A 23,922-nucleotide genomic window follows, 5' to 3' on the forward strand; every position below is an offset into this window, starting at 1 on the left:
CCGTCGCCGCCGAACTCAACGGCCGACCACGCAAAACGCTCGACTGGGATACCCCAGCCGAGCGTCTGGCTACGCTAATCGCCGCCTAACACGACAACGAGTGTTGCGACGACCCCTCGAATCCGCCCCGTAGCGGGCGGGGCCGATCGTTGGACTGTAAGGTTATGCGCCGACGGCTTGCCAGTTGTCGACGGCATAGATTGCACCAGGCGCCGGTATCACTATCCGGAAACGGTGACCCATCCGTACTTGCCCCCGCCGAATGAGTAACATATCCACTTCGTCGAGCCCTCATAGCGAATGTTGCCAACGGTATACGCATCGCAAGGCGCTGTTGGCGCAGCCGCAGCTTGCGGCATCGTCGCGGCCAAGATCGTGGCCACACCGACCAACGCACCGGAGAGCAAGCGTACTGCCATCACGAAACCTCTTTCGCTTCAATAGAATTCACAGAGGTTGCGCAATTCGAACCCCCCTGTTCCACAGGCTACCGAATCATGCTCGAAGTCACAATGACTCGAGCGCACCTTCCGCACCCGTTCGCAAGGAATCCTCGGCCGGGATAGGTGCGACGCCACACCCACGCGAACACGGCTTCGGCGATCAGCCATCGGGTTTGTCGCCGATCCAAATTATCAGCGCGGCAGCGGTATCCGGCCCACGGGCGAATACCTGCGTTGTCACCGGGCGCCAGCCGTTCGAGGAGTTCGCCGAGGTGCGTCTTCAGGTGGTCGGAGTGGGTCAGGCAATCGGAGACGCGTTGGGCGAGTGCCCGCAGTGCGAGTTGGGCCGCGTCGATCGGGTCGGCAAGTCCGGCCCGGGTTCGGCGTAACCGATTGCAGTCGCCGAATTTGCGGTCGGCGAGCTTGTTGCCGTTCGCAACCGCCGATTCGAAAGGGGACAGTTTTTCCGTCAGTGGACCGAACGCGGCGGCAGGCAAAGGCCCCACGCGGGATCCGCGACCAGGGCCTTCACTTTGCCGGTCGCAGCCTCGGTGCACAACCGCTCGGCAATCGGGATCAGCCGAAGCGGCCGGAGATGTAGTCTTCCGTGGCCTTCTGGGACGGGTTGGAGAAGATCTTCTCGGTGTCGTCGATCTCGATCAGCTTGCCCGGCTTGCCCTGGGCCTCCAGGTTGAAGAAACCGGTCTGGTCACTCACGCGCGCGGCCTGCTGCATGTTGTGGGTGACGATGACGATGGTGAATTCCTTCTTCAGCTCGGTGATCAGGTCCTCGATCGCCAGGGTGGAGATCGGGTCCAGCGCCGAGCAGGGCTCGTCCATGAGCAGCACGTCGGGCGATACGGCGATGGCACGCGCGATGCACAGACGCTGCTGCTGACCGCCGGAGAGGCCGCCGCCCGGCTTGTCCAGGCGGTCCTTCACCTCGTTCCACAGGTTGGCCCCGCGCAACGAGCGTTCGGCGACCTCGTCGAGTTCCTTCTTGCTGCGCACACCCTGCAGCTTCAGGCCCGCGACCACATTGTCCTTGATGGACATGGTGGGGAACGGGTTCGGTCGCTGGAAGACCATGCCGATCGTGCGGCGCACGCCCACCGGGTCGATCTGGGTGCCGTAGATGTCCTCGCCATCCAGCATTACCGCGCCCTCGACGTGAGCGTTCGGAGTTACCTCGTGCATGCGGTTGAGCGACCGCAGCACGGTGGACTTGCCACAACCCGAGGGACCGATGAAGGCGGTCACGCTGCGCGGCAGCACGGTCAGCGAGACATCGGACACGGCATGGAACTTGCCGTAGTAGATGTTCAGATCTTTGACGTCGATCCGCTTGGCCATTTTCGGTAATCCGTTCCGCTTCTATCGGTTCCGGGTGAGCAGGCGGTTGAGGACCGCAGCCGCCAGGTACAGGAGGGCGATGATGAGAATGAGGGTCAAAGCCGCGCCCCAGACCCGCTCGCGTCCGGCAGCTTCGGGGTTGGCCAGCTCCTGGTAGATCAACAGCGGCAGCGATGCCATGTTGCCGTCGAAGATGTTCGTGTTGATCGACTTGCTGTAGCCGACCAGCACCAGCACCGGAGCGGTCTCACCCATCACCCTGGCGATGGCCAGCAGGATGCCGCTGATCATGCCGGGCAGTGCGGTGGGTACCACGATCCGCACGATGGTCTTCCACTTCGGGATGCCGAGTGCGTAGGACGCTTCGCGCAGTTCGTCCGGCACGAGTTTGAGCATTTCCTCCGTGCTGCGGACGACCACCGGCAACATCAGCAGCACCAACGCCAGCGATACCGCCAGCGAGCTCTGCGGGAACCCGAGCGTCGCGATCCAGAGCGCGAAGATGAACAGGGCGGCGACGATCGACGGCACACCGGCCAGGATGTCGACCATGAACGTCGTGGTCTTGGCCAGCACGCCGCGGCCGTACTCGACCAGATAGACCGCGGCCATGATGCCGAGCGGCACCGCGATCACGGTCGCGACCAACGACTGTACGACGGTGCCGTAGATGGCGTGGTAAACGCCGCCCGCGACCTGATTGGGCAGCACGCCCTTCAGGGAGTTCTGCCACCAGTTCGCCCGGACCACGGCGTTGAAACCCTTGGTGACCACCATGATCAGCACCCATGCCAGCGGCACGAGCGCGATACCGAACGCCGTCCAGACCAGACCGGTGGCGAGGTTGTTGCGAATCCGGCGCGCCAGGCTCACGTCCCGGAAAGTGGGCGGCTTGATCGGCCGGTCCAGAGTCGAGGTGGTCATCACCCGTTCACCCTTCCGCCCGCGGCGAGTCGAGCCAGCGCATTCACGACGAAGGTCAGCGCGAACAGCACGAAGCCTGCCGCGATGTACGCGCCGGTCGGCAGCGGGTCACTGAATTCCGCGGCCGCCGAGGCGATTTTGGAGGCGAAGGTGTAGCCGCCGTCGAACACCGACCACTGCCCCGGCTGGGCGGCCGTCTTCAGCACGATCAGCACGGCGATCGTTTCACCCAGAGCGCGCCCGAGGCCGAGCATGGCGCCGGCGATCATGCCGCTGCGGCCGTACGGCAGCACCGTCATCCGGACGACTTCCCATTTCGTCGCACCGAGCGCCTGCGCCGCCTCGATGTGCGCACGGGGGGTGAGGTTGAACACCTCGCGGCTGACCGACGTGATGATCGGCAGGATCATCACCGCGAGCACGACGCCCGCGGTGAAGATCGTGCCGCCGCTGGCCAGCGGGATGTTGCCGTCCGAGAAGAGGAACAACCATCCCAGGTTGTCGTTGAAGAAGGTCTGGACCGGCTCCAGCTGCGGAGCCAGCACCAGGATTCCCCAGAGACCGAACACGATCGAGGGCACCGCGGCGAGCAGATCGACGAGCACCGAGAACGGCCGCGCCAGCGTCTTCGGCGCGTAGTGCGTCAGGAACAGCGCGATGCCGATGCCGATGGGAACGGCAAGCACCAGAGCGAAGATCGAACTCAACACCGTGACCATGAACAGGTCCCGGATGCCGAACCGTAGGTTGTTGGCATCGGAGGTGTTGAAATCGGCGCTGGTGAAGAAGTTCGCGTCGTTCTCCAGCACCGACGGCACCGCTCGGATGAGCAGGAACAGCGCGATCAACGCGATGGACGCGACGATGATCGCACCCGCCGCCGTGGCCAGCGAGCGGAAGATGATCTCCGCGCGCGGGCTGTGCGGGCGACGGCTCCTCGCGGCCGGTTCGTTGCTCGGCTTACTCGGCATGAGCGCAGTATCTCCGCCTGTCCGCTGGTCGGTCGAATCCGACTGACCCGCGGCGGCGACCTCGTCGTGAACGGTCATGTGGGGCTGCTATCAGGAGATGGCGTTGATGGCGGTGGTCAGCTTGGTCTTGAACTGCTCCGGGATCGGGATGTACCCGGCCTCGTCCAAGCCCTGCTGGCCGTTGGTGACCGCGGAGGTGAGGAAGGCCTTCACCGCCGTGGCCGTCGCGGCGTCGGCGTACTTCGAGCACACGATCTCGTAGGTCGGCATCACGATCGGGTACGCGCCCGCCGCGGCCGGCTTGTAGAACGAGGAGGTGTCGATGATCAGGTCATTGCCCTGACCGGAGATCTTCGCCGACTCGATCGCCTTGCCCGCCGACTCGACGCTCAGCGTCACCGGGTCCTTGCTCGCCGAGGTGACGATGCGCGCGACCGACAGGTTCTGCGCCTTCGCGAAGGACCACTCGTTGTAGGTGATCGAGTTCTTGGTGCTCTTCACCGCGGCGGAGGTGCCCTCGTTGCCCTTCGAGCCCGCGCCGACGCCGCCGACGAACGCCTTGCCCGCACCCTTGCCCCAGGCGCCGTCGGAAGCGGCGTCCAGGTAGAGCTGGAAGTTGTCCGTGGTGCCCGACTCGTCGCTGCGGAAGATCACCGCGATCGGCTCGGACGGCAGCTTGGCGCTCGGGTTCAGCGCCTTGATCTCGGGAGCGTCCCACGTGGTCACGGTGCCGTTGAAGATCTTGGCGGCGGTCGGGCCGTCCAGCGCGAGATCGGTCACGCCGTCGATGTTGTAGGTGATCGCCACCGGGCCGAACACGGTGGGCAGGTTCCACGCGGGCGACCCGCAGCGGTCGGCGGCCTTCTTCGGCTCGTCCTTCTTCGAGCTCAGCGGGGAGTCGGAGCCACCGAAATCGGTCTGGCCGCCGATGAACTCGCTCACACCCGCGCCCGAGCCACTCGAGGTGTAGTTGAGCGTGGCGCCGTCGCAGTTCTTCTCGTAGGCGGCGATGAAGCGCTCCATCGCGTTCTTCTGCGAGGAAGCGCCACTGGCCTTGAGGGCCTCCTTACCGCCGCACGCCACGTCGACCTTGGCCACATCGCCGCTGTCGGAAGAGGTGTTGTCGTCGCTGCCACAGGCGGCGAGCGTCATCGCGCCGACGGCCAGCACACCGACGAGGGCGCTGCTGCGCTTGAGATTCACTAATTCCTCCGGAATCGCGTCCTACTCGTCCGGTCCCTCACCGGCCCGGACGGGTGCCGTGGTGCTGTTCGCGGGGAACTTGCGCACCAGGCAGCAGTGTGCTGCCCTCACTCAACCTAAAGTCACGTGGTTGACAGTTGGACCGAACTGAGTGAACGGAGAGTGAACAGGCCGGCGCGATTGCTCCCGGGAGATGTGACGTTTGCCCCAGTTTTACTCCCGGACACCCGGTCTGCCGCCTCCTATTCAGACTCCGCCGCGGCGTAGGCGACGTCGACGTGCGCCGGAGCGAACCCGAGCCGGGTATAAGTGCGCACCGCGGCGGCGTTGTCCGCCTCGGTGTAGAGCAACACCTCGGTCGATCCACGGTCCCGCAAGTAGCGCAGACCTGCCAGCGTGAGCAGACGGCCGAGCCCGCGACCCTGCGCCGCGGGGTCGATGCCGACCACGTAGACCTCACCGAGCGGCGGATCCTCTCCCGGGTGCACCTTGGTCCAGTGGAATCCGAGCAGACGATCGGGGACGGCGGTGTCGAATGCCAGGAACAGGCCCGCCGGATCGAACCACGACTCGTTGCGGCGGACCTCGAGGTCGCGTGCGGTCCACCCACCCTGTTCGGGGTGCCAGGCGAAGGCGGCGCCGTTCACCCGCAGCAATTCCGCGTCGTCGGCGCGACCGGCGTAGGTGCGCAACGCGATGCCGTCCGGCACGGCCAATTCTGGTAGCTCAGGTGTTGCCAGCGACCGCCGCATCTGCCACAACTCGCGCGCCGTCCGCAGCCCCAGATGCGCAGCGACAGCCTTGGCCGCGGGCCGGTCACCGTGCGCCCAGACCCGCGCGCCCGGTCCGCCCGCGGCCAAGGCGGCCGTGACCAACTCGGTACCCACACCGTGGCCGCGCTGGGCCGGATCGACCGCCACCTCTGCCATGGCGGGATGTCCGCCATGCGCTGGAACGAGATTCGCGTAGCCCGCGAGCGCGCCGTCGCGGCGCGCGAGCAGATGACGCGCCCCCGTGTCGGCGCCGGAAGTCAGCGACAGCACCGCCTGTTCCGAAACGGGGGCGACCCCGTCTGCCGCGGTGGCCCGTGCCAGCAAAGCGGTGATCCCCTGTGCCGTGTCCGCATCGGGACGGTCGATCCACTGTGTCGTCGCGCCGCTCATCGGCCTCCGTTCATCGAGCCAGCGGACCCCGCTCAGGAGTCCGCTCCTGGCAACGTCGTGCAAGCGGGCGGCATTTCGACCTCGGCCTGCCACGACGACGGCATCATCGAAGCGCCCGCCCGGCGGAACTCACGGTGCGGAGCCGTTGACCGGCGTGAGCGGGGAGTCGTCGGTGCCCTCGTTGTCGTCGTCGTGGAAGCTCACCGGCTCACCCTTGACCGCCGCGCGCGACGGGCGCACGGCCTTGTAACCGACATTGCGCACCGTGCCGATGAGCGACTCGTACTCGGTGCCGAGCTTGGCGCGCAGACGACGCACGTGCACGTCCACGGTGCGGGTGCCGCCGAAGAAGTCGTAACCCCACACTTCTTGCAGCAGCTGCGCGCGGGTGAAGACCCGGCCCGCGTGCTGCGCCAGATACTTCAGCAGCTCGAACTCCTTGTAGGTGAGATCGAGCGGACGACCGCGCAACCGCGCGGTGTAGGTGCCCTCATCGATCACCAGCTCACCGAGGGTGATCTTGCCGGTGTTCTCCGGGCTGGCGACGCCGCCGTTGCGCCCGACCAGCAGCCGCAGCCTGGCGTCGAGTTCGGCGGGGCCGGTTCCGGGCAGCAGGATGTCGTCGAGTCCCCAGTCGGCGTTCACCGCGACCAGGCCGCCCTCGGTGAGCACGGCGACGACCGGCACGGAGGACCCGGTGCTGCCGAGCAGGCGGCACAGCCCGCGAGCGGCGGCGAGGTCGGTCCTGGCGTCGACCAGGGCGACGTCCGCGGTGCCTGCCTCGAGCAGCGAGGCCACTTCCGTCGGCGCCGGGCGCACGTTGTGCGCCAGCAACGCCAGTGAGGGCAACACCGACTCGGGGTTGGGGTCGGAGGTAAGCAGGAGCAGCTCCACAGGCCCTCCTCCCATCTCGTAGCCACGCGGATACGGCAGCACTGCCGCGGCCACGTCGCTAATCACAGGTAATCGGATGCAAGATTAGCGCGTAACAAGGCATGACCACGCATTCCGGGTCCGCGGCCGCACCGGAGGACACCCGGCGGCCGGGCGCGAGCCAACCGATATGGTGCGTACATGGGTTACGTATCGGGCATGCCCGCCACCGGCGGGGCGCCCGATACGGCAATCGAACGCGCGCCGCGCGGCTCCCGGTCGCCGCGGCCCGAGACCCGGAGAGACGGGGGAGCATGCGCAAGCTGATCATCGGCCTGCTGTGTCTGGCGGGATTCGCCGTCGTCGCCGACTTCAGTACCGCGGCCTATTCGGAGTATCGCGTGTCCAGGGCGCTGCGCGACGGCGCCGATCTCACCGCCGATCCGGAGGTGACGATCCACGGTTTCCCGTTTCTCGGCCAGGCCTGGGACAGCCGCTACGACCACGTGGAGATCCGTGCGCGCGCGAAGCGGGAGGACATCCCGGGCGAGATCGCGTTGGAGGCGACGCTGACCGGAGTGCGGCTGCCGGTCGGCGAACTGGTCGACGGCAGCCTGCGCGGCGTGCCCGTGGAGCGGGTGGACAGCAGGTTGCGGGTGGAGCCCACCGAGCTCGGCCGACTGTTCACGATCCCCGATCTGCAAGTGCATTCGCGGCCCGCGGACAAGTCCGACGGGACCGGCGGATCGGGCGGTTCCGGTATGACCACCACCGGCGCGCTCGTGCTCACCGGCACCCTGCCGGAGACCCCCGGCGCGCAGTACGGCGGCGAGAAGGTCAGCGTGCAGGCCGACCTCCTGCTCGACGGCGATCAGGTCAAGATCGTGGCGACCGGCTTCTATCGCGGCGGCCCCGGTACCGAGACCACTCCGGTGGCGGTGATCACCGAAGCCGATCGCCCTGCCGTGCTCGCCCGGTTCACCCGTACCATCGACACGAAGGAGTTGCCGTTCGGTGTCCGGCCCACCAAGGTCTCCGCCCAGGGCGGTCAGATCGTCGTGGAGGGCAAGGGCGTGAACGTCACGATCGACCTCGACCGATTGCAGCGACCATGATGATCCAGATCACCATCCTCGCAGTGGCACTGCTCGCCGCGCTGGCGGTGGGCGTCCTGCTGCGCAGGCGCGAAGGCAAGGTCCGCGCGGCCGAAAGCATCGAAGTCTCCGATTCAGCCCGCGCCGAACTGCTGGCGGCCGTCGGCGTGACCGGCGCCGGTCCCGCGGTCCTGCATTTCTCCGCCGAATGGTGCGGACCGTGCGACGCGGTTCGCCGGGTGGTTGCCAATGTCGCCGACCAGCTCGCGGGATCGCCACAGCCGCCGCAGGACATCGAGGTGGACATCGACGCCGAGCCCGCGCTCGCCCGAGAGTTGAACGTGCTCTCGCTGCCCACCACGTTCGTCTTCGACGTCGAGGGCCGGGAACGGTTCCGCATCTCCGGCGTCCCGAAGGTCACGGACCTGCACTCCGCGCTCGAGCCGCTCACCGCAGCCGCCTGAGCTGCGACGACAAGGCCCCTCGACGGTTGTGATCCACCCCGGGTCCTATTCCCCCGCCGAATTGGGTAAACTGCTGTCGTGCTTTCCAACCACGAGCTGATGCTCACCCGACGCCGCACAGTGGATCTGTGTCGGCTCGGTGGTTGTTGCTGCCTGTGCCGCTGATCGGTCGGCTTTCCCGGGTTTCCTGACGCCGACCTCTGTCCGCCGCGCGAGTGATCTCACGATCCCCCGGCGAATTGGCAATCCTTCAGTGATCGGACTAATTCAGCGCAGGAGTACGCACAATGTCCACCGAGATCCGAAACAATTCCGAAACCGCTGTTACTCCCACCGGCCAGGTGGATGTTCGCGGCCCCCGATTCGCCGCATGGGTGACCACCGCCGCCCTGGTCCTCGTCCTGATCGCCGCCGCGTTCTCGACGGTGGCCGCCGCGGTATTGATCGGCGCGCAGGCGGTTGTCTTCGCGGTCGGCGCGGCCCTCGGTCCGCGCCGCCACCCGTACGGGCGGATCTACGCCGCCTTCGTCGCGCCGCGCCTGGCGCCGACCGGCGAGACCGAGCCCGCGGCCCCGCTGCGGTTCGCTCAGCTGCTCGGTTTCGTCTTCGCGGCCGTCAGCCTGCTGGGCTTCGCGCTCGGCTCCACAGTCGTCGGCGCGGTGTTCGCCGGCTTCGCCCTGTTCGCGGCGTTCCTGAACGCGGCGTTCGGGATCTGCCTGGGTTGCCGGATCTATCCGCTGGTGACCCGCCTCCGCAGGACCGTTCCGGACAGCGGTGTTCGCGAGCCCTCCGTGGCCACGCGAGCTTCCGTCCCCGGGCGGGACGCGCACACCGCCGGGTCACCGGCATCGAACTGACCCTGCAAGTCATCTCTGAAAGGAAAACAATGGCTCGCTCCGATGTCCTGGTCTCCGTTGACTGGGCCGAAGAGAACCTCAACGCCCCCGGCGTCGTCTTCGTCGAGGTCGACGAGGACACCTCCGCCTACGACGGTGGTCACATCGAGGGTGCCGTCCGGCTCGACTGGAAGAAGGACCTGCAGGATCAGGTTCGTCGCGACTTCGTGAACCAGGAGCAGTTCTCCGATCTGCTCTCGGCGCGCGGCATCTCCAACGACGACGAGGTCATCCTGTACGGCGGCAACAACAACTGGTTCGCCGCGTACGCCTACTGGTACTTCAAGCTGTACGGCCACAACAACGTCAAGTTGCTCGACGGTGGCCGCAAGAAGTGGGAGCTGGACGGCCGTCCGCTGTCCACCGCACCGGTGAACCGGCCCGCCACCCAGTACAAGGCCGCCGCGCCCGATCTGTCCATCCGCGCCTTCCGCGACGAGGTCATCGCGGCCATCGGCACCAAGAACCTGGTCGACGTGCGTTCGCCCGACGAGTTCACCGGCAAGATCCTCGCGCCCGCGCACCTGCCGCAGGAGCAGAGCCAGCGTCCCGGCCACATCCCCGGCGCCATCAACGTGCCGTGGAGCAAGGCCGCGAACGAGGACGGCACCTTCAAGTCCGACGCGGAACTGGCCGAGATCTACAAGGAAGCCGGCCTGGACGGCGAGAAGGAGACCATCGCCTACTGCCGGATCGGCGAGCGCTCCTCGCACACCTGGTTCGTGCTGCAGGAACTGCTCGGCCACCAGAACGTCAAGAACTACGACGGGAGCTGGACCGAGTACGGCTCCCTCGTCGGAGCCCCGATCGAGTTGGGAGAGTAATCGATATGTGTGCAGCACCTACTCAGGGTCAGGCCATCCCGGCCGGCGTCGACGTGGAGAAGGAGACGGTCATCACCGGCCGTGTCGTGAGCACCGACGGTCAGCCGGTGGGCGGTGCGTTCGTGCGCCTGCTCGACGGCAACGGTGATTTCACCGCCGAGGTCGTCGCGTCCGGCACCGGTGACTTCCGGTTCTTCGCGGCCCCCGGCTTGTGGACCGTCCGCGCGCTGTCCTCGGCGGGCAACGGCTCCGCCGAGGTGCGCCCCGAAGGCGCGGGCATCCACTCGGTCGACGTCGCGGTCGCCAAGTAAGACCTCGCCGAGTAATACATCGCACTCGTCGAACGGCTCCGGTCGTTTCCGCCCCGCGGAAGCACCGGGGCCGTTTGCGTACCGCGGAAGGGGGGTCGTTAAACTCGGGAACGTGGTCCTCTTCTTCGAGATTCTGCTGGTGGCCGTGGCCGTTCTGATCGGCTGGTTCGGCCTCTACGTCTTCTACCGGCTCTTCACCGAATCATGAGCGAACTCGCGAGCGAAGGTTCCAACCCGGCCGAGCGAGCGAGTGAACAACTGAACGGCGACGCTCCGGCCGATTTCGCCGGTCGCCGTAGCGGCGACCAGGCTGTGGCCGACGCTGCCGAACGGGCGAAATCGACCGGCGCCCGCAATATCCCGGTCCTGCCGGATCTTCCGCTGCCCGAGGACACCGCCAACCTGCGCTTGGGACCGGATCTGAGCGCCTCGATGCTCGCGCTACTCCCGCTGGTGGGCGTATGGCGCGGCGAGGGGGAAGGCAACGATCCCGAGCGCGGTGACTACCGATTCGGCCAGCAGATCGTCGTCTCGCACGACGGCGGTGACTACCTGGCCTGGGAGTCCCGGTCCTGGGTGATCGGCGCCGACGGCAGCTACGACGGCCCCGACCTTCGGGAGAGCGGCTTCTGGCGAGTCGGCATCGACGGCAACGACGAGGTCATCGAATTGCTGCTCTCGCACAGCAGCGGCATCGTGGAGCTGTTCTACGGGCAGGCGCTGACCCAGTCGTCCTGGGAACTGGCCACCGACGTGGTGATCCGCAGCCAGTCCGGCGTCGTCGTGGGCGGCGCCAAGCGCCTCTACGGCATCGTCGAAGGCGGCGACCTGGCTTACGTCGAGGAACGCGTCGTAGCCGACGGCCCGCTCGAACCCCGCCTCTCGGCCCGCCTTCAGCGCTACATCGGCTAGGTTCTCCACCACCACCGGAGTTCAGTCTTCCGAGGAGCGCAAGCCACTGTTCCCGGACAGACGAAATGGAACAGCCCCCGAGCCATACCGGTGCTACTCGCGTGGCACAGGTCCGGTCGGACAGACCGGGGCTCGGGGGCCGGGTGACTGCCTGGAATTCGCTCAGCGCTCGCGCGGGCGAAATCCACCTGCAGCGGTGGCGCTAGCGGACAGCCACCTCACGTGTCCTATGAATATCCATTCTTCGAACCACCTCCTTCCTCGTGTACGAACGAATCTAGCGATGCGTCAGCGGCTCGGCAACGGAATTTCTCGGTGGGCGGAAACGGTGGCGCCACAAGCCGGTTCACGGCGCGCGTAATCGGTCGTGACCTGGCCCGACGCCGCTATGCGCAGCACCGTGTCGGCCCGCTGGTCGTCCGGCAATTGGTGGGTGACGACGACCACGATGCGGTCGGGCTCGACGAGCCCGCTGTCGGCATCCAGCAAGTCGCGCAGCAGCTTCGCGCCGGCCTCGGCCTCCAGGTGCTCGGTCGGCTCGTCGAGCAGCAACACCCGCGCGGGCGACACCAGGGCGCGGGCGAGCAGGATCCGACGGCGCTGGCCGCCCGAGACGGCCGCCGCTCCGCCGACCAGGTCGGTATGGATTCCCTCCGGCAGCCCGTCCAACCAGTCCCCGAGACCGACGGCGCGCAGCGCCTTCTCGGCTTGCCCTGCGGTGAGATCGCCGCGGGCGACCCGCAGATTCTCCAGTACGGAGGTGCCGAAGAGGTGCGCGTCTTCGGCGAAGAAGGTGACGCCGGGGCGGGGTGTGCCGAACAACCCCGCCCATGTCATCAGCAGTGTCGTCTTCCCGGCGCCGCTCGGGCCGACCACGGCGATGCGTCGTCCCGGGGGCAGCTCCGGCACATGCACCTCGCCGGGCCGGGCGGATGCGACAGTCCGCCTTTGTCCTTGTCCCAGCTCTGCTACCCACCCGGGTGAGGCGTCACCGGAGTCGGTCGCGCCCGAAACGAGTTCAGCCGCGGGGCTCACCGACCCACCATCAGGGGATTCGAATTCGGTCAGGCGACGCAGGGCCGCGCGGGCGGTGGTCAGGGCCTGCGCCGCGGCGGGCAGCGGGCCGACCGCTTCGAAGGCCGACAGCGGCAACAGGACCAAGACGACGAGCGCCATGGGTGTCATCGCACCCGGTGTGCCGCCGTCGGGACCGTAGACCGTGATGCCGATGAGGAGAGCGGCCAGCACGGTGACGCCGATCGACAGCGGGGTGGCCGCGGCCGACCAAGCGCTGCGCGCGGCAGCCCGGTCCTCGGCGGCGACCGCCCGGCGTGACGCTTCTCCCGCCGCGGCGAGGGCGGCGTCGAGGCGTCCGGCGACGCGCAGTTCGGCGGCATGGTCGAGGACCGTCAGAGCCTGCGCGGTGAACTCCGCCCGGTCGGCGCGCACGGCGCGTTCGGCCGCGGACGCCGCCTCGGCCGACAGCCACGGTGCGACGATGCCCGACAGGGCCAGCGCGCCGGCCAGGATCGCGGCAGCGGCAGGCGAGATCGTCGCCAGGAGCGCGACGGCCGCGACCGCGAGGACGACGGCCACCGCGACCGGCACGAACGCACGCACCACCACCGCCCCCAGATCGTCGATGTCGCTGCCGATACGGACGAGCAGGTCGCCGCGGCGCGGCGGGCCGGAAGTCCCGGTGTCCACGCGGCCGCCCGAGGTCTCCGGTCGGCGCAGCCAGAAATCCGAGCGTGCGAGCGTTCGATAGACCGTCGTACGCGCCGTCGTCATGGCTCGCAGGGCGACGTCGTGGGTGGCGAGTCGTTCCAGATACCGGCACAGACCACGGGAGAGCCCGAGCGCGCGCACCGTGACCACGGCGATGCTCAGGTCGAGTACCGGCGGCATCTGCCAGGCTCGCGCGATCAACCACGCCGCCAGCGCCGCGAGCCCGAGCCCACTGCCCAGCGCCAGCACACCCCACCCGATCGCCACCGCGACCCGCAGGCGAGACAATGCGAGCAGCGCCCACATCCGGCGCAGATCATCGAGCAGAGCGCCCGCACCGCGCGGACGAGCGGCTATTCGCGTGCTCATCGGAGGGCCTCCGCTCGGTCGGCTCGTACCCGCACGACATGGTCGGCCGCGGCGAGCAGGGTGGGACGATGCCCGATCACGACGACTGTCGCTCCCGCGCGGGCCCTTCCCTGGAGGGCGGCCAGCACGGTGGCTTCGGCGACCGCATCGAGGTGCGCGGTCGGCTCATCGAGCAGCAGGATCGGGCGGTCGGTGGCCAGCACCCTGGTCAGCGCGAGACGTTGGCGCTGGCCGAGCGACAGACCCACACCGCCGGGCCCGACGAGGGTATTCCAGCGGTCGGGCAGTTCGTCCAGCACGGCGTCGAAACCGGTCGCCAGACATGCCGCTTCGAGATCGCCGACGACTCGCGCGGGACCGGGCGCGGTGTGGTCGGCCGTGTGCACGCCGAGCAGGTCCAGGTTGTCCCGCAAGGTGCCCGGCACCAGGACCGGACGCTGCGGCAACCACGCCACCCGCGCCCACCAATGGTCCGCGTCCAGCTCACGTACGTCCACGCCGTCGACGGTCGCAGCGCCTCGGTCAGGGCTGAGCAGCCCCAGGATCGCCTGCACGGCAGTTGTTTTGCCGCTTCCGTTGGGACCGGCCAGCACCGTGAGGGAGCCGGGCCGCAAGGTCGCCGACAAATCCGCGGGTGCGAACCCGTCCCGGGCCCGCACCGAGAGGTCGCGCAGAGCGATCGTCGCAGCACCCCCTGCGGAGATGCCGCGGCCGAACGTCGTCACGGCGGGTTTCCACCCCTCGATGCCGCCGCCCTTGTGGACTGCCATCGACTCGTCCGGTGCCGTACCCGTGATGCCGGCCCGCTCGGCAGGCGTGGATTCGAGGATCGCGAACGCCTTGTCCGCGGCTGCCATACCGTCCTGTGCGGCATGGAACCGTTCACCGACCATCCGCAGCGGCAGGTACACCTCGGGCGCGAGCACCAGCGCCACCAAGCCCGCGTACAGGCTCATGTCACCGAAGACCAGGCGCAGCCCGATGGACACCGCGATCAGCGCCACGCTCAGGGTCGCGAGCAGTTCCAGCACCATCGAGGACAGGAAGGCCACGCGCAGCGCCCGCATGGTGCGCTGCCGCAGCGTGTCACCGAGATCGCGTACGCGGTGCCGCATGGTGCTCGCATGGCCGGCGTCGGGGTCCTCCTGCCGTGCCCGCGCGGCATGTCGCGCCGGAAGGGGTTGCTCGGCGCCGGTTTCCCGGCCGAGCGCACGCAACGTCGGCATGCCCGCGAACAGGTCGAGCAATTGGTCCGACAGCCGGGTGGTGGCCGCGAGCGTGGCTTCGGCGCGCCCCTGGGTCAGCAGCCCGATGAGGATCATGAATATCGGGATGAGCGGCAACGTGATCACCACGATCACTCCGGACGTCACATCGTGCGCCGCGATGACCGTGAGCACGATGGGCGGAACCAGCACCGCCAGCAGCAGAGCGGGCAGGTAACCGACGAGATAGCCGCGCAACCCGGACAACCCCGTGCCGACGACCACCGCCAATTCCGTCCGGCGCGTGTCGAGTTCGCGGGGGGACAGTCGCGCGCCTGTGGCGAGCACCGCGCTTTCCAGCTCCGCCACCACGCTCGCGCCCGCTCGGTGCGCCAGCCGGGACTGCCACCAAGTGGCGAGCACCCGGCCCGTGATCGCGAGCGCGAGCACGACCAGTTCGATCGTCCACGCACCGAGGGAACGCTGGCCAGGGTCGGTGACCACCCCGGCCAGCACCCGTCCGATCATCACCGCCGTCGCCACGATCGCCGCGGTGACGACCAGCGACAGCAGCACGCTCAGCGCCAGGTAGCCGCGGGCCGAGCGGGCATACCGCCACAGGCGCGGATCGATCGGCGGACGGGCCATGGCGTCAATCCTTCGCGGGCTGCAAGGACAGACCGACCGGTGGCGGGATCTGCTCGACGGTGATCCGCTTGCGGAACACCCAGTACGTCCAACCCTGGTACACCAGCACGACCGGCGTGACCAGTGCCGCGGCCCAGCTCATCACCTTCAGCGTGTACGGGGTCGAGGACGCGTTGTGGATCGTCAGATCGAATGCCGCATCTATCGTCGAGGGAAGCACGTTGGGGAAGAGCGACCCGAACAGCAGCGCGGTCGCCGCGGCGACGGTCACCGTCGTGCCGGTGAACGCCCACCCGTCGCGGTGCGCGAAGTCGGCGGCCGCCGCGACGACGAGTCCGAGCACGGCCAGCCCCAGCGGGATCCATGTCCAGCCGGTCCCGTGGGACAGCTGGGTCCACACGCCGAATCCGCCGACCACCAGCACGGTCGGGATCAACAGCAGCCGGGCCGTGCGCCGCGCGTCGTCGCGTATCTCACCGGCGGTCTTCAGCACCAGGAACATCGCTCCGTGCAGCGCGAACAGCAGTCCGGTCGCCGAACCGCCCAGCAGGGCGTAGGGCCCGAACAGGTCCGCCACCGAACCCGCGAACTGCTTCTTCTCGTTCAGCGGAACCCCGTGCACCACGTTGGCGAACACCCAGCCCCAGGCCAGCGCCGGAACCCAGGAACCGATGCCGATGCCGACATCGCAGCGGGCCCGCCAGCGTGGGTCGTCGATCTTGCCGCGGTACTCGATGGCGCAGATCCGCAGGATCAGCGCGACGAGCACCAGCAGCAACGCCAGATAGAAACCCGAGAACAGGCTGGCGTACCACTCCGGGAACGCGGCGAACATCGCGGCGCCCGCGGTGATCAGCCAGACCTCGTTGGCATCCCACACCGGTCCGATCGTGTTGAGCACCGCGCGCCTGCGCACGTCGGATCCCTTGCCGAGGATCGGCATGAGCATGCCGACGCCGAAATCGAAGCCCTCCAGCACGAAGTAGCCGGTGAACAGCACGCCGATCAAGACGAACCAGAACTCTTGCAGACTCATCGCCGGCTCCTAGTAGGCGAACGAAAGTTGTTCGACGGCAGATTCTTCGGCACGCCGGTCGCCCGAGGACGCGTCCGTGTCGTCCTTGTCGTGGGCGAAGCGTGCGGCCGGGTCGGGCCCGTGGATCACGTACCGGCGCATCAGGTAGAACCACACGATCGCGAGCGCGCCGTACAGCAGCGTGAAGGTGATCAGCGAGAACAGCACGACGCCGGCCGAGTGGTTCGAGACGCCCTGCGCGACGGTGAGACGCACGTTCGGGTCGCCGGTGGGATTGGGCACGACCACCCAGGGCTGGCGCCCCATCTCGGTGAACACCCATCCCGCGCTGTTGGCCAGGAACGGCGTCGGGATGACCAGCAGGCTCAGCCAGGAGAACCAGCGCTGGTCGGGTACCCGGCCGCGGCGGGTCAGCCACAGCCCGGCCAGCGCGAGCAACGCCGAACCCGCCGACAGGCCGATCATGGCGCGGAACGACCAGTAGGTGACGAACAGGTTCGGCCGGTAGTCGCCGACTCCGAACTGTTCGTTGTATGCCTTCTGCAGGTCGACGACGCCGTCCAGCGTCACGCCGGTGAACTCCCCCTCCGCCAGCCAGGGCAGCACGTACGGCACTTCGAGCACGTGTGTGACGCTGTCGCAGTTGTTGTGCGTGCCGACGGTGAGGACGGAGAAATGGGGATCGGTCGCGGTGTGGCACAACGATTCCGCCGAGGCCATCTTCATCGGCTGCTGCTCGAACATCAGCTTGCCTTGCACGTCACCGGTGTAGATCAGCGCGGCCAGCGACACCACGGTCACGACGATGCCCGCCCGCGCGGCCGGCCGCCACATCGCGCGCGCGTCGGCGAGTTTCGCCTCATCGCCGCTGCGTGCGTTGCGCACCATCCACCAGCCCGCGATGCCCGCGACGAACGTGCCCGCCGTAAGGAAGGATCCGGCGACCACGTGCGGGAAAGCCGCCAGCAAGGTGTTGTTGGTGAGCACCGCCACGATGCTCTCCAGCTCCGCGCGACCGGTCTCCGGGTTGTAGCGGGCCCCGACCGGATGCTGCATGAACGAGTTGGCCGCGACGATGAAGTACGCCGAGGCGTTCACGCCGATCGCGACCATCCAGATCGCGCCGAGGTGCAGCAGTTTCGGCAGCCGGGTCCAGCCGAAGATCCACAGTCCGAGGAAGGTCGACTCCATGAAGAAGGCGACCAAGCCTTCCAGCGCGAGCGGGGCGCCGAACACATCGCCGACGAACCGGGAGTACTCGCTCCAGTTCATGCCGAACTGGAACTCCTGCACGATGCCGGTCGCGACACCGAGCGCGAAGTTGATCAGGAACAGCTTGCCGAAGAACTTGGTCAGCCGCAGCCAATGCTGTCTGCCGGTGATCACCCATGCCGTCTGCATGGCAGCCACCAGCGGGGCGAGTCCGATGGTCAGCGGCACCAGGAGGAAGTGATAGACCGTCGTGATGCCGAACTGCCATCGCGAGATGTCCAAGGCGTTCAAGCCGGCCTCCTACCTGTCTACGACATGTCGTAGTAAGACTACGCCGGAGGCGACTGCCGACAATGCGGCCTAGACCACGAGAGCAGCGCAGTTACCGCCCATTCGGCGGGTTTCGCGTGCTCATCGCCACCCCGCTCCCCGCCGAATAGGACGGAGATCACGGGGCAGCGCTGATCACCAGGACGCCCCGCCTACCCATAACCGATTCCGCGAGCACTCCCGCCCCGCCGCGGCAACCGGCCGGTACGGCCCGACTTCCCGCCAGAGGCGGGCAGTCACCAGTCGCCGATGGCGCCCGCCCGCTCGATGCCGCGGTCGACCAGCTCGATGATCTCCGCGGCGTTGTCCGGCGCGGACATCCGCAGGCCGTCCAGCGAATTGACCCGCGCCGCAAGCGAGATGCTCGACAACATCCAGATGCTGTCGCAGGTGAGCAGGTCGGCGGTGAACAGCGAGTGATACCGGCACTGCCAGCCCGCCTTCTCGGCCTCGGCGAACAGCGCGCGCTGGGTGACGCCGGGCAGCACGCCGTTCTTGGCGGGCGGGGTGATCAGCTGCTTGTCGCGCGCGATCACCACGGTGGACCGCGGCCCCTCCAGCACCCGGTTCTCCGTACTGGTGAAGATCACGTCGTCCGCGCCCATCCGCGCGGCGAATCGCAGGGCGGCCATGTTGGTGGCGTAGGACAGCGTTTTGGCTCCGAGCAACTGCCACGGCGCCGCCTGCGCGAGGTCGACCGAGATGCCACGCGACAGGCTCACCACGGCGACGCCTTCGGTGCGGGCCTTCTCCACGCGCTCGGGCACCGGCACCACGAGCACGAAAGCCGTCGGCACCGGCACGGCGGCGGCGAGGTCACCGGTCTTGACCTTGTCGGGCGTGCCTGCCAGCTCGGAGTCGCGGCCGCGGGTCAGCACCAGCCGCATCACGCCTTCGCGTTCGCTGCCCCACTCCTTGGCGGCGGTCTCCACCGCCTCGCGCCATCGGCCAAGCTCCGGCTCGGGCAGATCGAGCGCCTGTGCGGAACGGCGCAATCTGCCTAGATGAAATTCGATCGCGCACGCGACGCCCGCGCGCACGAGAACCGTTTCGAAGACACCATCGCCACGCAATACGCCAATATCGTCCGCAAACAACAACGGCGCATCCGCATCCCGGACAGCGCCATCAAGAGTTACCAGAACTCGATCCACCATGCGACGAGCGTAGGCGCTGAGAGCGGACAATGCCTACGTCACGGCCGCTTTCGGAAGACCTTTTGTCGAGGTTCCCCGCAACCCCGGCCACAATGCTCGCACAATGCCGATCCGCTATGCCGGACTCCGGCGCGGCGGCCCGGTTCGCGCACCACCGAGCGGCCCCGCCTAGAGTGGGAGAGGTGTCCGTGGTCGTTGCGCCCAGCCCCATCCTCAGTGTGTCGGGAGCCGTCGCGGGAGCGGTGGGTTCACCCGACGCCGCCGTCGCCTGGCACTACGGCGATCCGTTCGGCGAACAGCGCGCGGCGGCGCAGCGCGCCGCTATCGTCGACCGTTCGCATCGTTACGTCCTGCGCATCACCGGCGCGGAGCGGCTCACCTGGTTGCACACCATCTCGAGTCAGCATGTCGCCGACCTCGGTGACGGGCAGTCCGCGGAGAATCTCGACCTCGATCTGAACGGCCGGGTGCTGCACCACTTCGTGCTCACCGAGCTGGACGGCACCGTCTGGATCGACACCGAGGCCGAGCGCGGTCCCGACCTGCTCGCGTTCCTGCAGCGCATGGTCTTCTGGGCCGACGCCAAGCCGGTCGAAGCCACCGACCACGCGGTGCTGAGCCTGCTCGGGCCAGGCGTCACCGGCCTGACCGAAGCGCTCGGCGTCACCGCTCTTCCCGGCGTGTACGAGGCGGCGCCCCTGCCCGGCGGCGGTTTCGTGCGCCGGATGCCGTGGCCGACGCCCGACTCCTTCGACCTGGTCGTCCCCCGCGATCAGCTGACCGACCTGTGGGCCCGGCTCACCGCCGCCGGGGCCGCCCCCGCCGGGATGTGGGCCTTCGAGGCGCTGCGCGTCGCGGCCGTTCGCCCGCGGATCGGACTGGACACCGACGAGCGGACCATCCCGCACGAGGCCCGCTGGATCGGCGGTGTCGCCGAACAGGGCGCGGTGCACCTGGACAAGGGCTGCTATCGCGGCCAGGAAACCGTGGCCAGGGTGCACAATCTCGGCAAGCCGCCGCGGCATCTACTGCTGCTGCACCTCGACGGTTCGGCGGACGAGCGCCCGGTCACCGGCGACGATGTCACCGCGGGTGGACGCACGGTCGGCAGGCTCGGCACGGTGGTCGACCATCACGAACTCGGCCCGATCGCCCTTGCCCTGGTCAAGCGCGCGGTTCCGGCCGACACCGCGCTGGCCGCGGGACCGGTCGCGGCGTCCATCGATCCCGATTCGGTGCCCTCCGACGACGCGCCGCAGGCAGGCCGGGCCGCGATCGACCGACTGCGCGGGCGCTGACCTGTTGACCGAGCACCAGCCGGCGTGGGTCCTTCCCGAGCCGACGTCTCCACCCTTGCTCAGCGCCGAGTTCCCCATCCCTGACCTCTTTGACGAGAGGAGCGCTGCCCATGCGCGTCGGTGACACCGGCGAGGTCCTCGCCGCCTGCGTCGTGCACGCCGAACTCGAGATGCCGGGGCGGGTCGGCCGCACCGCCATCGACAAGCGGCCGGTTGCCGGGCGGGTCGCGGTGCGCGCACGCGGTTTGGACGGCGACTACGTCTGCGACACCAAATACCACGGTGGCGTGCACCAGGCCGTCTACGCCTACGCCGACGAGGATGCCCGCCGCTGGGGCGAGGAACTCGGCCGTGAGCTGCCCGCCGGGTGGTTCGGCGAAAACTTGCGGGTCAGTGGGCTTCCGGTCAGCGATTCGGTGATCGGCGCGCGCTGGTCGGTCGGCGACACCTTGCTGGAGGTCACCGCACCGCGCGTGCCGTGCGCGACGTTCCAGCACTGGAGTGGCGAGAAGCAGTGGGTGAAGCGGTTCACGCTGCGCAGCGACACCGGCGCCTACCTGCGGGTGCTCACCGAGGGAACGATCGGGGCCGGCGACCCGATCTCGGTCGTGCACGTCCCCGACCACGGCATCACCGTCCGCGACGTGTTCACCGGCGCCGATCTCGACCTGCTCGCGATCCTGCTGGCCGAGGAGCCGACCGTCTCCGACGAAGTGCGCATGCAGGTCGAGCGGCACGCGCGCAGACATGCCAACGCCGCGCGCGCCGCCGCGCAGCGGGATACGGCGGCCGACGCCGGCGACCTGGGCACGGGAGCGCGACTGTGAGTGTGGAACTGGTCGAAGTCGTCCGCTCGGGTTTCCGAGAATGCGTGCACCGCGGCTCGGTGGTGGTGCTCGACGCCGCGGGCGAGCCGACCCTCGAGCTGGGTGAGGTGCATCTGCCGATCTTCCCTCGCTCGACGAACAAGCCGATGCAGGCGATCACCATGCTGCGCAACGGTTTCCAACCGCTCGACGACGCCGAACTGGCCATCGCCACCGCCTCGCACTTCGGCGAACCGGACCACGTCGCGCTGGTGCGCAGGCTGCTGGACCGCTTCGGCTTCCCCGACTCGTCCCTGGCCTGCCCGGCCGATCTGCCCTACGACGAGCGCGCCCGCGCCGCGGCGCTGGCCGACGGGCGGCAGCCGCATCCCATCTACATGAACTGCTCCGGCAAGCACGCGGCGATGCTCGCGACCTGCGCGGTCAACGGCTGGCCCACCGAGGGCTACCAGGACCAGGCGCATCCGCTGCAGCGGGCGGTGCTCGCCACGGTGGCCGATCTGACCGGCGAGCCGGAAGCCGATCTGGGCATCGACGGCTGTGGGCTACCGATCATCCCGGTCTCGCTGGTCAACCTCGCACGGGTGTTCGCGACCATGGCGACCGCCGAGACCGGCACCCCGGAACGCCGGGTCGCCGACGCGATCCGTGCCCATCCGCGAGTGATTTGCGGCACCAACGGCCCCGACCTGCTCGCCATGCGGGCCACGCCGGGGCTGGTGTGCAAGATCGGCGCGGACGGCGTGCACGCTGGGGCGCTACCGGACGGATCGGCTTTCGCGTACAAGATCGATGACGGCCACGATCGCGCTCGAATGCCGTTGACGCTGGCCATTCTGCATCGGATGGGGATCGAGTGGACCGATGCGCACGCGGAGCTGGCGGCCCCCGCGGTGCTCGGTGGGGGCGCTCGAGTCGGTGTGATTCGCGCTATACCGGGCGTACTCTAGCTATTCCACGGCGGGCGACAAGCGGGCAAACGGCACCGGTTCCGGAGTTCTTCACCCACTCCTGGAAGCGAGACCGCCGGACACACGCTAAAGTGTCTGTCAGGAAGAGTATTAATTCGAACGGGGCCGCCACCAAACCCCAGGCCGCCCCGCTGTGACGCGAGGGGGTCAGCCATGGGCCGTGGCCGGGCTAAGGCAAAGCAGACCAAGGTCGCACGCGAGCTGAAGTACAGCTCGACGCCGACCGACTTCGCGAGCCTTCAGCGCGAGCTTTCGGGAAGCCCCACCTCCCAGCGGAGTGGTGTGCTGTCCGATGAGCACGACGCGGACGACTCCTTGTCCCGCTGGGATGAGGACGACTACGACGACTGGCGCCGCTGACTCGGATTTACGTGTGAAGGGGGAGGCCGACGGGCCTCCCCCTTCGAACGTTGCCGCGGGTCGACGTCACTGGCGCCGAAAAGGCTTGCAACACACTGGAGTCCCGCATCGAACCGGATGCGGGACTCTGACGTGTCTTCGCCGCGGTCAGAACCGCGGATGCTCACCGATCAGCACGGCGCGCACGGCGTCGGCGTCCTTGGCCTTCTTGACCGTGCCGAGTGTCCAGCACTCGATGTGCCGCGCGGTCAACACCGCCAGCGCCCGGTCCACGTCCTCCGGAGCGACCACGGCGACCATGCCGACGCCCATGTTGAACGTCTTCTCCATCTCGGCCCGCTCCACCCGGCCGCGCTGGGCGATCATCTTGAACACCGGCGCCGGGTTCCACGTGCCGCGATCCAGCTCGGCCACCATGCCCGGCGGCAGCACCCTGGCGAGATTGGCCGCCAAACCGCCGCCGGTGACGTGAGCGAAGGTGCGCACATCGGTCTCGGCGATCAGCGCTAGGCAGTCCTTGGCGTAGATCCTGGTCGGCTCGAGTAGCTCCTCGCCCAAGGTGCGGCCGAATTCCTCGACATGCCCGGTGAGCGACATGCGATCGATGTCGAGCAGCACCTTGCGAGCCAGGCTGTAGCCGTTGGAGTGCAGACCGGAGGACCCCATGGCGATCACCACGTCGCCGGGACGGACCCGGTCCGGCCCGAGCACCGCGTCGGCTTCGACCACGCCGATGCCGGTGGCGGACAGGTCGTAGTCGTCCGGGTCCATCAGGCCGGGGTGCTCGGCGGTCTCGCCGCCCAGCAGCGCGCACCCGGCGCGCACGCAGCCCTCGGCGATGCCGGAGACGAGTTCGGCGACCTTCTCCGGGACGACCTTGCCGATGGCGATGTAATCCTGCAGGAACAGCGGTTCCGCACCGCAGACCACGAGGTCGTCCACCACCATGGCGACCAGGTCGAGGCCGACCGTGTCGTGTTTGTCCATCGCCTGCGCCACCGCGATCTTGGTGCCGACGCCGTCGGTGGAGGCCGCCAGCAGCGGTTCCCGGTAGCCGCCCTTGAGCGCGAACAGCCCGGCGAAACCACCGAGGCCGCCTTGGACCTCCGGCCGGGTCGCCTTCTTCGCCAATGGCCCGAACAACTCGACGGCGCGGTCACCTGCCTCGATGTCCACGCCTGCCGCGGCGTACGAGGCACCACCACTGGGGGTCTGTTCAGTCATTTTCGGGGAAAGCTCCAAACCGAATCGCCGGATAGATGCCTGCTCACGCTACCGGAGCCGGATAACGACCCCGCACCGGTGTTGGCTCGCCCTCTTGACAATAGGGCAGCGCGGGCCGTACAGCGG

The 23,922-nt window shown here is 68.3% G+C and carries 22 protein-coding genes; 10 read left to right on the top strand and 12 right to left on the bottom strand.

The annotated features are described in order from the left end of the window. Positions 1–1,019 precede the first annotated feature (1,019 nt). The 6 genes from pstB to GVY39_RS28480 all read right to left on the bottom strand — a co-directional run bounded on the left by pstB (position 1,020) and on the right by GVY39_RS28480 (position 6,951). Entirely contained in the window at positions 1,020–1,796 is a 777-nt protein-coding gene (pstB, locus tag GVY39_RS28455) for a phosphate ABC transporter ATP-binding protein PstB (protein WP_159929959.1), read from the bottom strand. A gap of 21 nt (positions 1,797–1,817) precedes the next feature. Then, positions 1,818–2,720 (bottom strand): phosphate ABC transporter permease PstA, encoded by a 903-nt coding sequence (pstA, locus tag GVY39_RS28460; RefSeq protein ID WP_159929961.1) that lies wholly within the window; start codon positions 2,718–2,720, stop codon positions 1,818–1,820. After that, positions 2,720–3,691, bottom strand: a complete 972-nt coding sequence (gene pstC / locus GVY39_RS28465; RefSeq protein ID WP_159930033.1) for a phosphate ABC transporter permease subunit PstC — start codon at positions 3,689–3,691, stop codon at positions 2,720–2,722. The genes pstA and pstC overlap by 1 nt, the downstream gene beginning before the upstream one ends. A 90-nt stretch (positions 3,692–3,781) precedes the next feature. Further along, complete coding sequence (gene pstS, locus GVY39_RS28470; protein WP_159929963.1) at positions 3,782–4,894, bottom strand: phosphate ABC transporter substrate-binding protein PstS; 1,113 nt, start codon at positions 4,892–4,894, stop codon at positions 3,782–3,784. Positions 4,895–5,136: 242 nt separating this feature from the next. Then, on the bottom strand, positions 5,137–6,057 hold the full coding sequence (gene mshD / locus GVY39_RS28475) for a mycothiol synthase (protein WP_159929965.1): 921 nt from the start codon (positions 6,055–6,057) through the stop codon (positions 5,137–5,139). A 129-nt stretch (positions 6,058–6,186) separates the two neighbouring features. Beyond that, complete coding sequence (locus GVY39_RS28480) at positions 6,187–6,951, bottom strand: response regulator transcription factor (RefSeq protein WP_159929967.1); 765 nt, start codon at positions 6,949–6,951, stop codon at positions 6,187–6,189. Positions 6,952–7,244: 293 nt separating this feature from the next. Here GVY39_RS28480 and GVY39_RS28485 point away from each other — a divergent pair, with 293 nt between their 5' ends. The 6 genes from GVY39_RS28485 to GVY39_RS28510 all read left to right on the top strand — a co-directional run bounded on the left by GVY39_RS28485 (position 7,245) and on the right by GVY39_RS28510 (position 11,431). Continuing rightward, complete coding sequence (locus GVY39_RS28485; protein WP_159929969.1) at positions 7,245–8,045, top strand: LmeA family phospholipid-binding protein; 801 nt, start codon at positions 7,245–7,247, stop codon at positions 8,043–8,045. Beyond that, positions 8,045–8,488, top strand: a complete 444-nt coding sequence (locus GVY39_RS28490; RefSeq protein WP_159930034.1) for a thioredoxin family protein — start codon at positions 8,045–8,047, stop codon at positions 8,486–8,488. The genes GVY39_RS28485 and GVY39_RS28490 overlap by 1 nt, the downstream gene beginning before the upstream one ends. Before the next feature lie 287 nt (positions 8,489–8,775). Then, complete coding sequence (locus GVY39_RS28495; RefSeq protein WP_159929971.1) at positions 8,776–9,345, top strand: DUF4395 domain-containing protein; 570 nt, start codon at positions 8,776–8,778, stop codon at positions 9,343–9,345. Between the two features lie 29 nt (positions 9,346–9,374). Then, on the top strand, positions 9,375–10,208 hold the full coding sequence (locus GVY39_RS28500; RefSeq protein ID WP_159929973.1) for a sulfurtransferase: 834 nt from the start codon (positions 9,375–9,377) through the stop codon (positions 10,206–10,208). 5 nt (positions 10,209–10,213) lie between these two features. After that, complete coding sequence (locus tag GVY39_RS28505) at positions 10,214–10,519, top strand: DUF1416 domain-containing protein (RefSeq protein WP_159929975.1); 306 nt, start codon at positions 10,214–10,216, stop codon at positions 10,517–10,519. A gap of 204 nt (positions 10,520–10,723) precedes the next feature. Beyond that, entirely contained in the window at positions 10,724–11,431 is a 708-nt protein-coding gene (locus GVY39_RS28510; RefSeq protein WP_159929977.1) for an FABP family protein, read from the top strand. Between the two features lie 288 nt (positions 11,432–11,719). On the opposite strand, the gene cydC is transcribed toward GVY39_RS28510, so the two are convergent. The 5 genes from cydC to GVY39_RS28535 form a co-directional block, all read right to left on the bottom strand. Continuing rightward, the gene (cydC, locus tag GVY39_RS28515; protein ID WP_159929979.1) at positions 11,720–13,528 is read right to left on the bottom strand and encodes a thiol reductant ABC exporter subunit CydC; all 1,809 of its coding nucleotides are present in this window, start codon (positions 13,526–13,528) and stop codon (positions 11,720–11,722) included. Beyond that, positions 13,525–15,381 carry an ABC transporter ATP-binding protein/permease gene (locus tag GVY39_RS28520; RefSeq protein ID WP_159929981.1) on the bottom strand — a complete coding sequence of 619 codons (1,857 nt, stop codon included), beginning with the start codon at positions 15,379–15,381 and terminating at the stop codon, positions 13,525–13,527. Before GVY39_RS28520 ends, cydC begins: the two co-directional genes overlap by 4 nt. Before the next feature lie 4 nt (positions 15,382–15,385). Next, positions 15,386–16,417: a cytochrome d ubiquinol oxidase subunit II gene (gene cydB / locus GVY39_RS28525; protein WP_159929983.1), complete on the bottom strand. Its 1,032-nt coding sequence runs from the start codon at positions 16,415–16,417 to the stop codon at positions 15,386–15,388. Positions 16,418–16,426: 9 nt separating this feature from the next. Further along, positions 16,427–17,920 carry a cytochrome ubiquinol oxidase subunit I gene (locus GVY39_RS28530; RefSeq protein ID WP_159929985.1) on the bottom strand — a complete coding sequence of 498 codons (1,494 nt, stop codon included), beginning with the start codon at positions 17,918–17,920 and terminating at the stop codon, positions 16,427–16,429. 275 nt (positions 17,921–18,195) lie between these two features. Continuing rightward, on the bottom strand, positions 18,196–19,116 hold the full coding sequence (locus tag GVY39_RS28535; protein WP_159929987.1) for an aminodeoxychorismate lyase: 921 nt from the start codon (positions 19,114–19,116) through the stop codon (positions 18,196–18,198). Between the two features lie 182 nt (positions 19,117–19,298). Between GVY39_RS28535 and GVY39_RS28540 the strand changes: the two genes are divergently transcribed. The 4 genes from GVY39_RS28540 to GVY39_RS28555 all read left to right on the top strand — a co-directional run bounded on the left by GVY39_RS28540 (position 19,299) and on the right by GVY39_RS28555 (position 22,572). Continuing rightward, positions 19,299–20,414, top strand: coding sequence for a folate-binding protein YgfZ (locus tag GVY39_RS28540; protein ID WP_236565722.1), 1,116 nt, complete (start codon positions 19,299–19,301; stop codon positions 20,412–20,414). 110 nt (positions 20,415–20,524) lie between these two features. After that, a complete protein-coding gene (locus GVY39_RS28545) occupies positions 20,525–21,241 on the top strand; it encodes an MOSC domain-containing protein (protein ID WP_159929991.1) in 717 nt (238 codons plus the stop codon). Beyond that, the gene (locus GVY39_RS28550; protein WP_159929992.1) at positions 21,238–22,191 is read left to right on the top strand and encodes an asparaginase; all 954 of its coding nucleotides are present in this window, start codon (positions 21,238–21,240) and stop codon (positions 22,189–22,191) included. Before GVY39_RS28545 ends, GVY39_RS28550 begins: the two co-directional genes overlap by 4 nt. Before the next feature lie 174 nt (positions 22,192–22,365). After that, positions 22,366–22,572: a DUF3073 domain-containing protein gene (locus tag GVY39_RS28555; RefSeq protein WP_062968610.1), complete on the top strand. Its 207-nt coding sequence runs from the start codon at positions 22,366–22,368 to the stop codon at positions 22,570–22,572. A gap of 147 nt (positions 22,573–22,719) precedes the next feature. On the opposite strand, the gene purM is transcribed toward GVY39_RS28555, so the two are convergent. Then, positions 22,720–23,796 (bottom strand): phosphoribosylformylglycinamidine cyclo-ligase, encoded by a 1,077-nt coding sequence (gene purM / locus GVY39_RS28560; protein WP_159929994.1) that lies wholly within the window; start codon positions 23,794–23,796, stop codon positions 22,720–22,722. Positions 23,797–23,922 lie beyond the last annotated feature (126 nt).

Source organism: Nocardia sp. CY15, assembly GCF_009829295.1.
Lineage (GTDB): Bacteria > Actinomycetota > Actinomycetes > Mycobacteriales > Mycobacteriaceae > Nocardia > Nocardia sputi.

Bases quoted from the DNA above. Each gene is read 5' to 3' on its own strand.
- GVY39_RS28510 (WP_159929977.1), top strand. From the start codon at position 10,724: ATGAGCGAACTCGCGAGCGAAGGTTCCAACCCGGCCGAGCGAGCGAGT.
- mshD (WP_159929965.1), bottom strand. From the start codon at position 6,057: ATGAGCGGCGCGACGACACAGTGGATCGACCGTCCCGATGCGGACACG.
- GVY39_RS28555 (WP_062968610.1), top strand. From the start codon at position 22,366: ATGGGCCGTGGCCGGGCTAAGGCAAAGCAGACCAAGGTCGCACGCGAG.
- purM (WP_159929994.1), bottom strand. From the start codon at position 23,796: ATGACTGAACAGACCCCCAGTGGTGGTGCCTCGTACGCCGCGGCAGGC.
- GVY39_RS28520 (WP_159929981.1), bottom strand. From the start codon at position 15,381: ATGGCCCGTCCGCCGATCGATCCGCGCCTGTGGCGGTATGCCCGCTCG.
- pstA (WP_159929961.1), bottom strand. From the start codon at position 2,720: ATGACCACCTCGACTCTGGACCGGCCGATCAAGCCGCCCACTTTCCGG.
- GVY39_RS28545 (WP_159929991.1), top strand. From the start codon at position 20,525: ATGCGCGTCGGTGACACCGGCGAGGTCCTCGCCGCCTGCGTCGTGCAC.
- GVY39_RS28535 (WP_159929987.1), bottom strand. From the start codon at position 19,116: ATGGTGGATCGAGTTCTGGTAACTCTTGATGGCGCTGTCCGGGATGCG.
- GVY39_RS28500 (WP_159929973.1), top strand. From the start codon at position 9,375: ATGGCTCGCTCCGATGTCCTGGTCTCCGTTGACTGGGCCGAAGAGAAC.
- cydB (WP_159929983.1), bottom strand. From the start codon at position 16,417: ATGAGTCTGCAAGAGTTCTGGTTCGTCTTGATCGGCGTGCTGTTCACC.
- GVY39_RS28490 (WP_159930034.1), top strand. From the start codon at position 8,045: ATGATCCAGATCACCATCCTCGCAGTGGCACTGCTCGCCGCGCTGGCG.
- cydC (WP_159929979.1), bottom strand. From the start codon at position 13,528: ATGAGCACGCGAATAGCCGCTCGTCCGCGCGGTGCGGGCGCTCTGCTC.
- GVY39_RS28485 (WP_159929969.1), top strand. From the start codon at position 7,245: ATGCGCAAGCTGATCATCGGCCTGCTGTGTCTGGCGGGATTCGCCGTC.
- GVY39_RS28495 (WP_159929971.1), top strand. From the start codon at position 8,776: ATGTCCACCGAGATCCGAAACAATTCCGAAACCGCTGTTACTCCCACC.
- GVY39_RS28505 (WP_159929975.1), top strand. From the start codon at position 10,214: ATGTGTGCAGCACCTACTCAGGGTCAGGCCATCCCGGCCGGCGTCGAC.
- pstB (WP_159929959.1), bottom strand. From the start codon at position 1,796: ATGGCCAAGCGGATCGACGTCAAAGATCTGAACATCTACTACGGCAAG.
- pstC (WP_159930033.1), bottom strand. From the start codon at position 3,691: ATGCCGAGTAAGCCGAGCAACGAACCGGCCGCGAGGAGCCGTCGCCCG.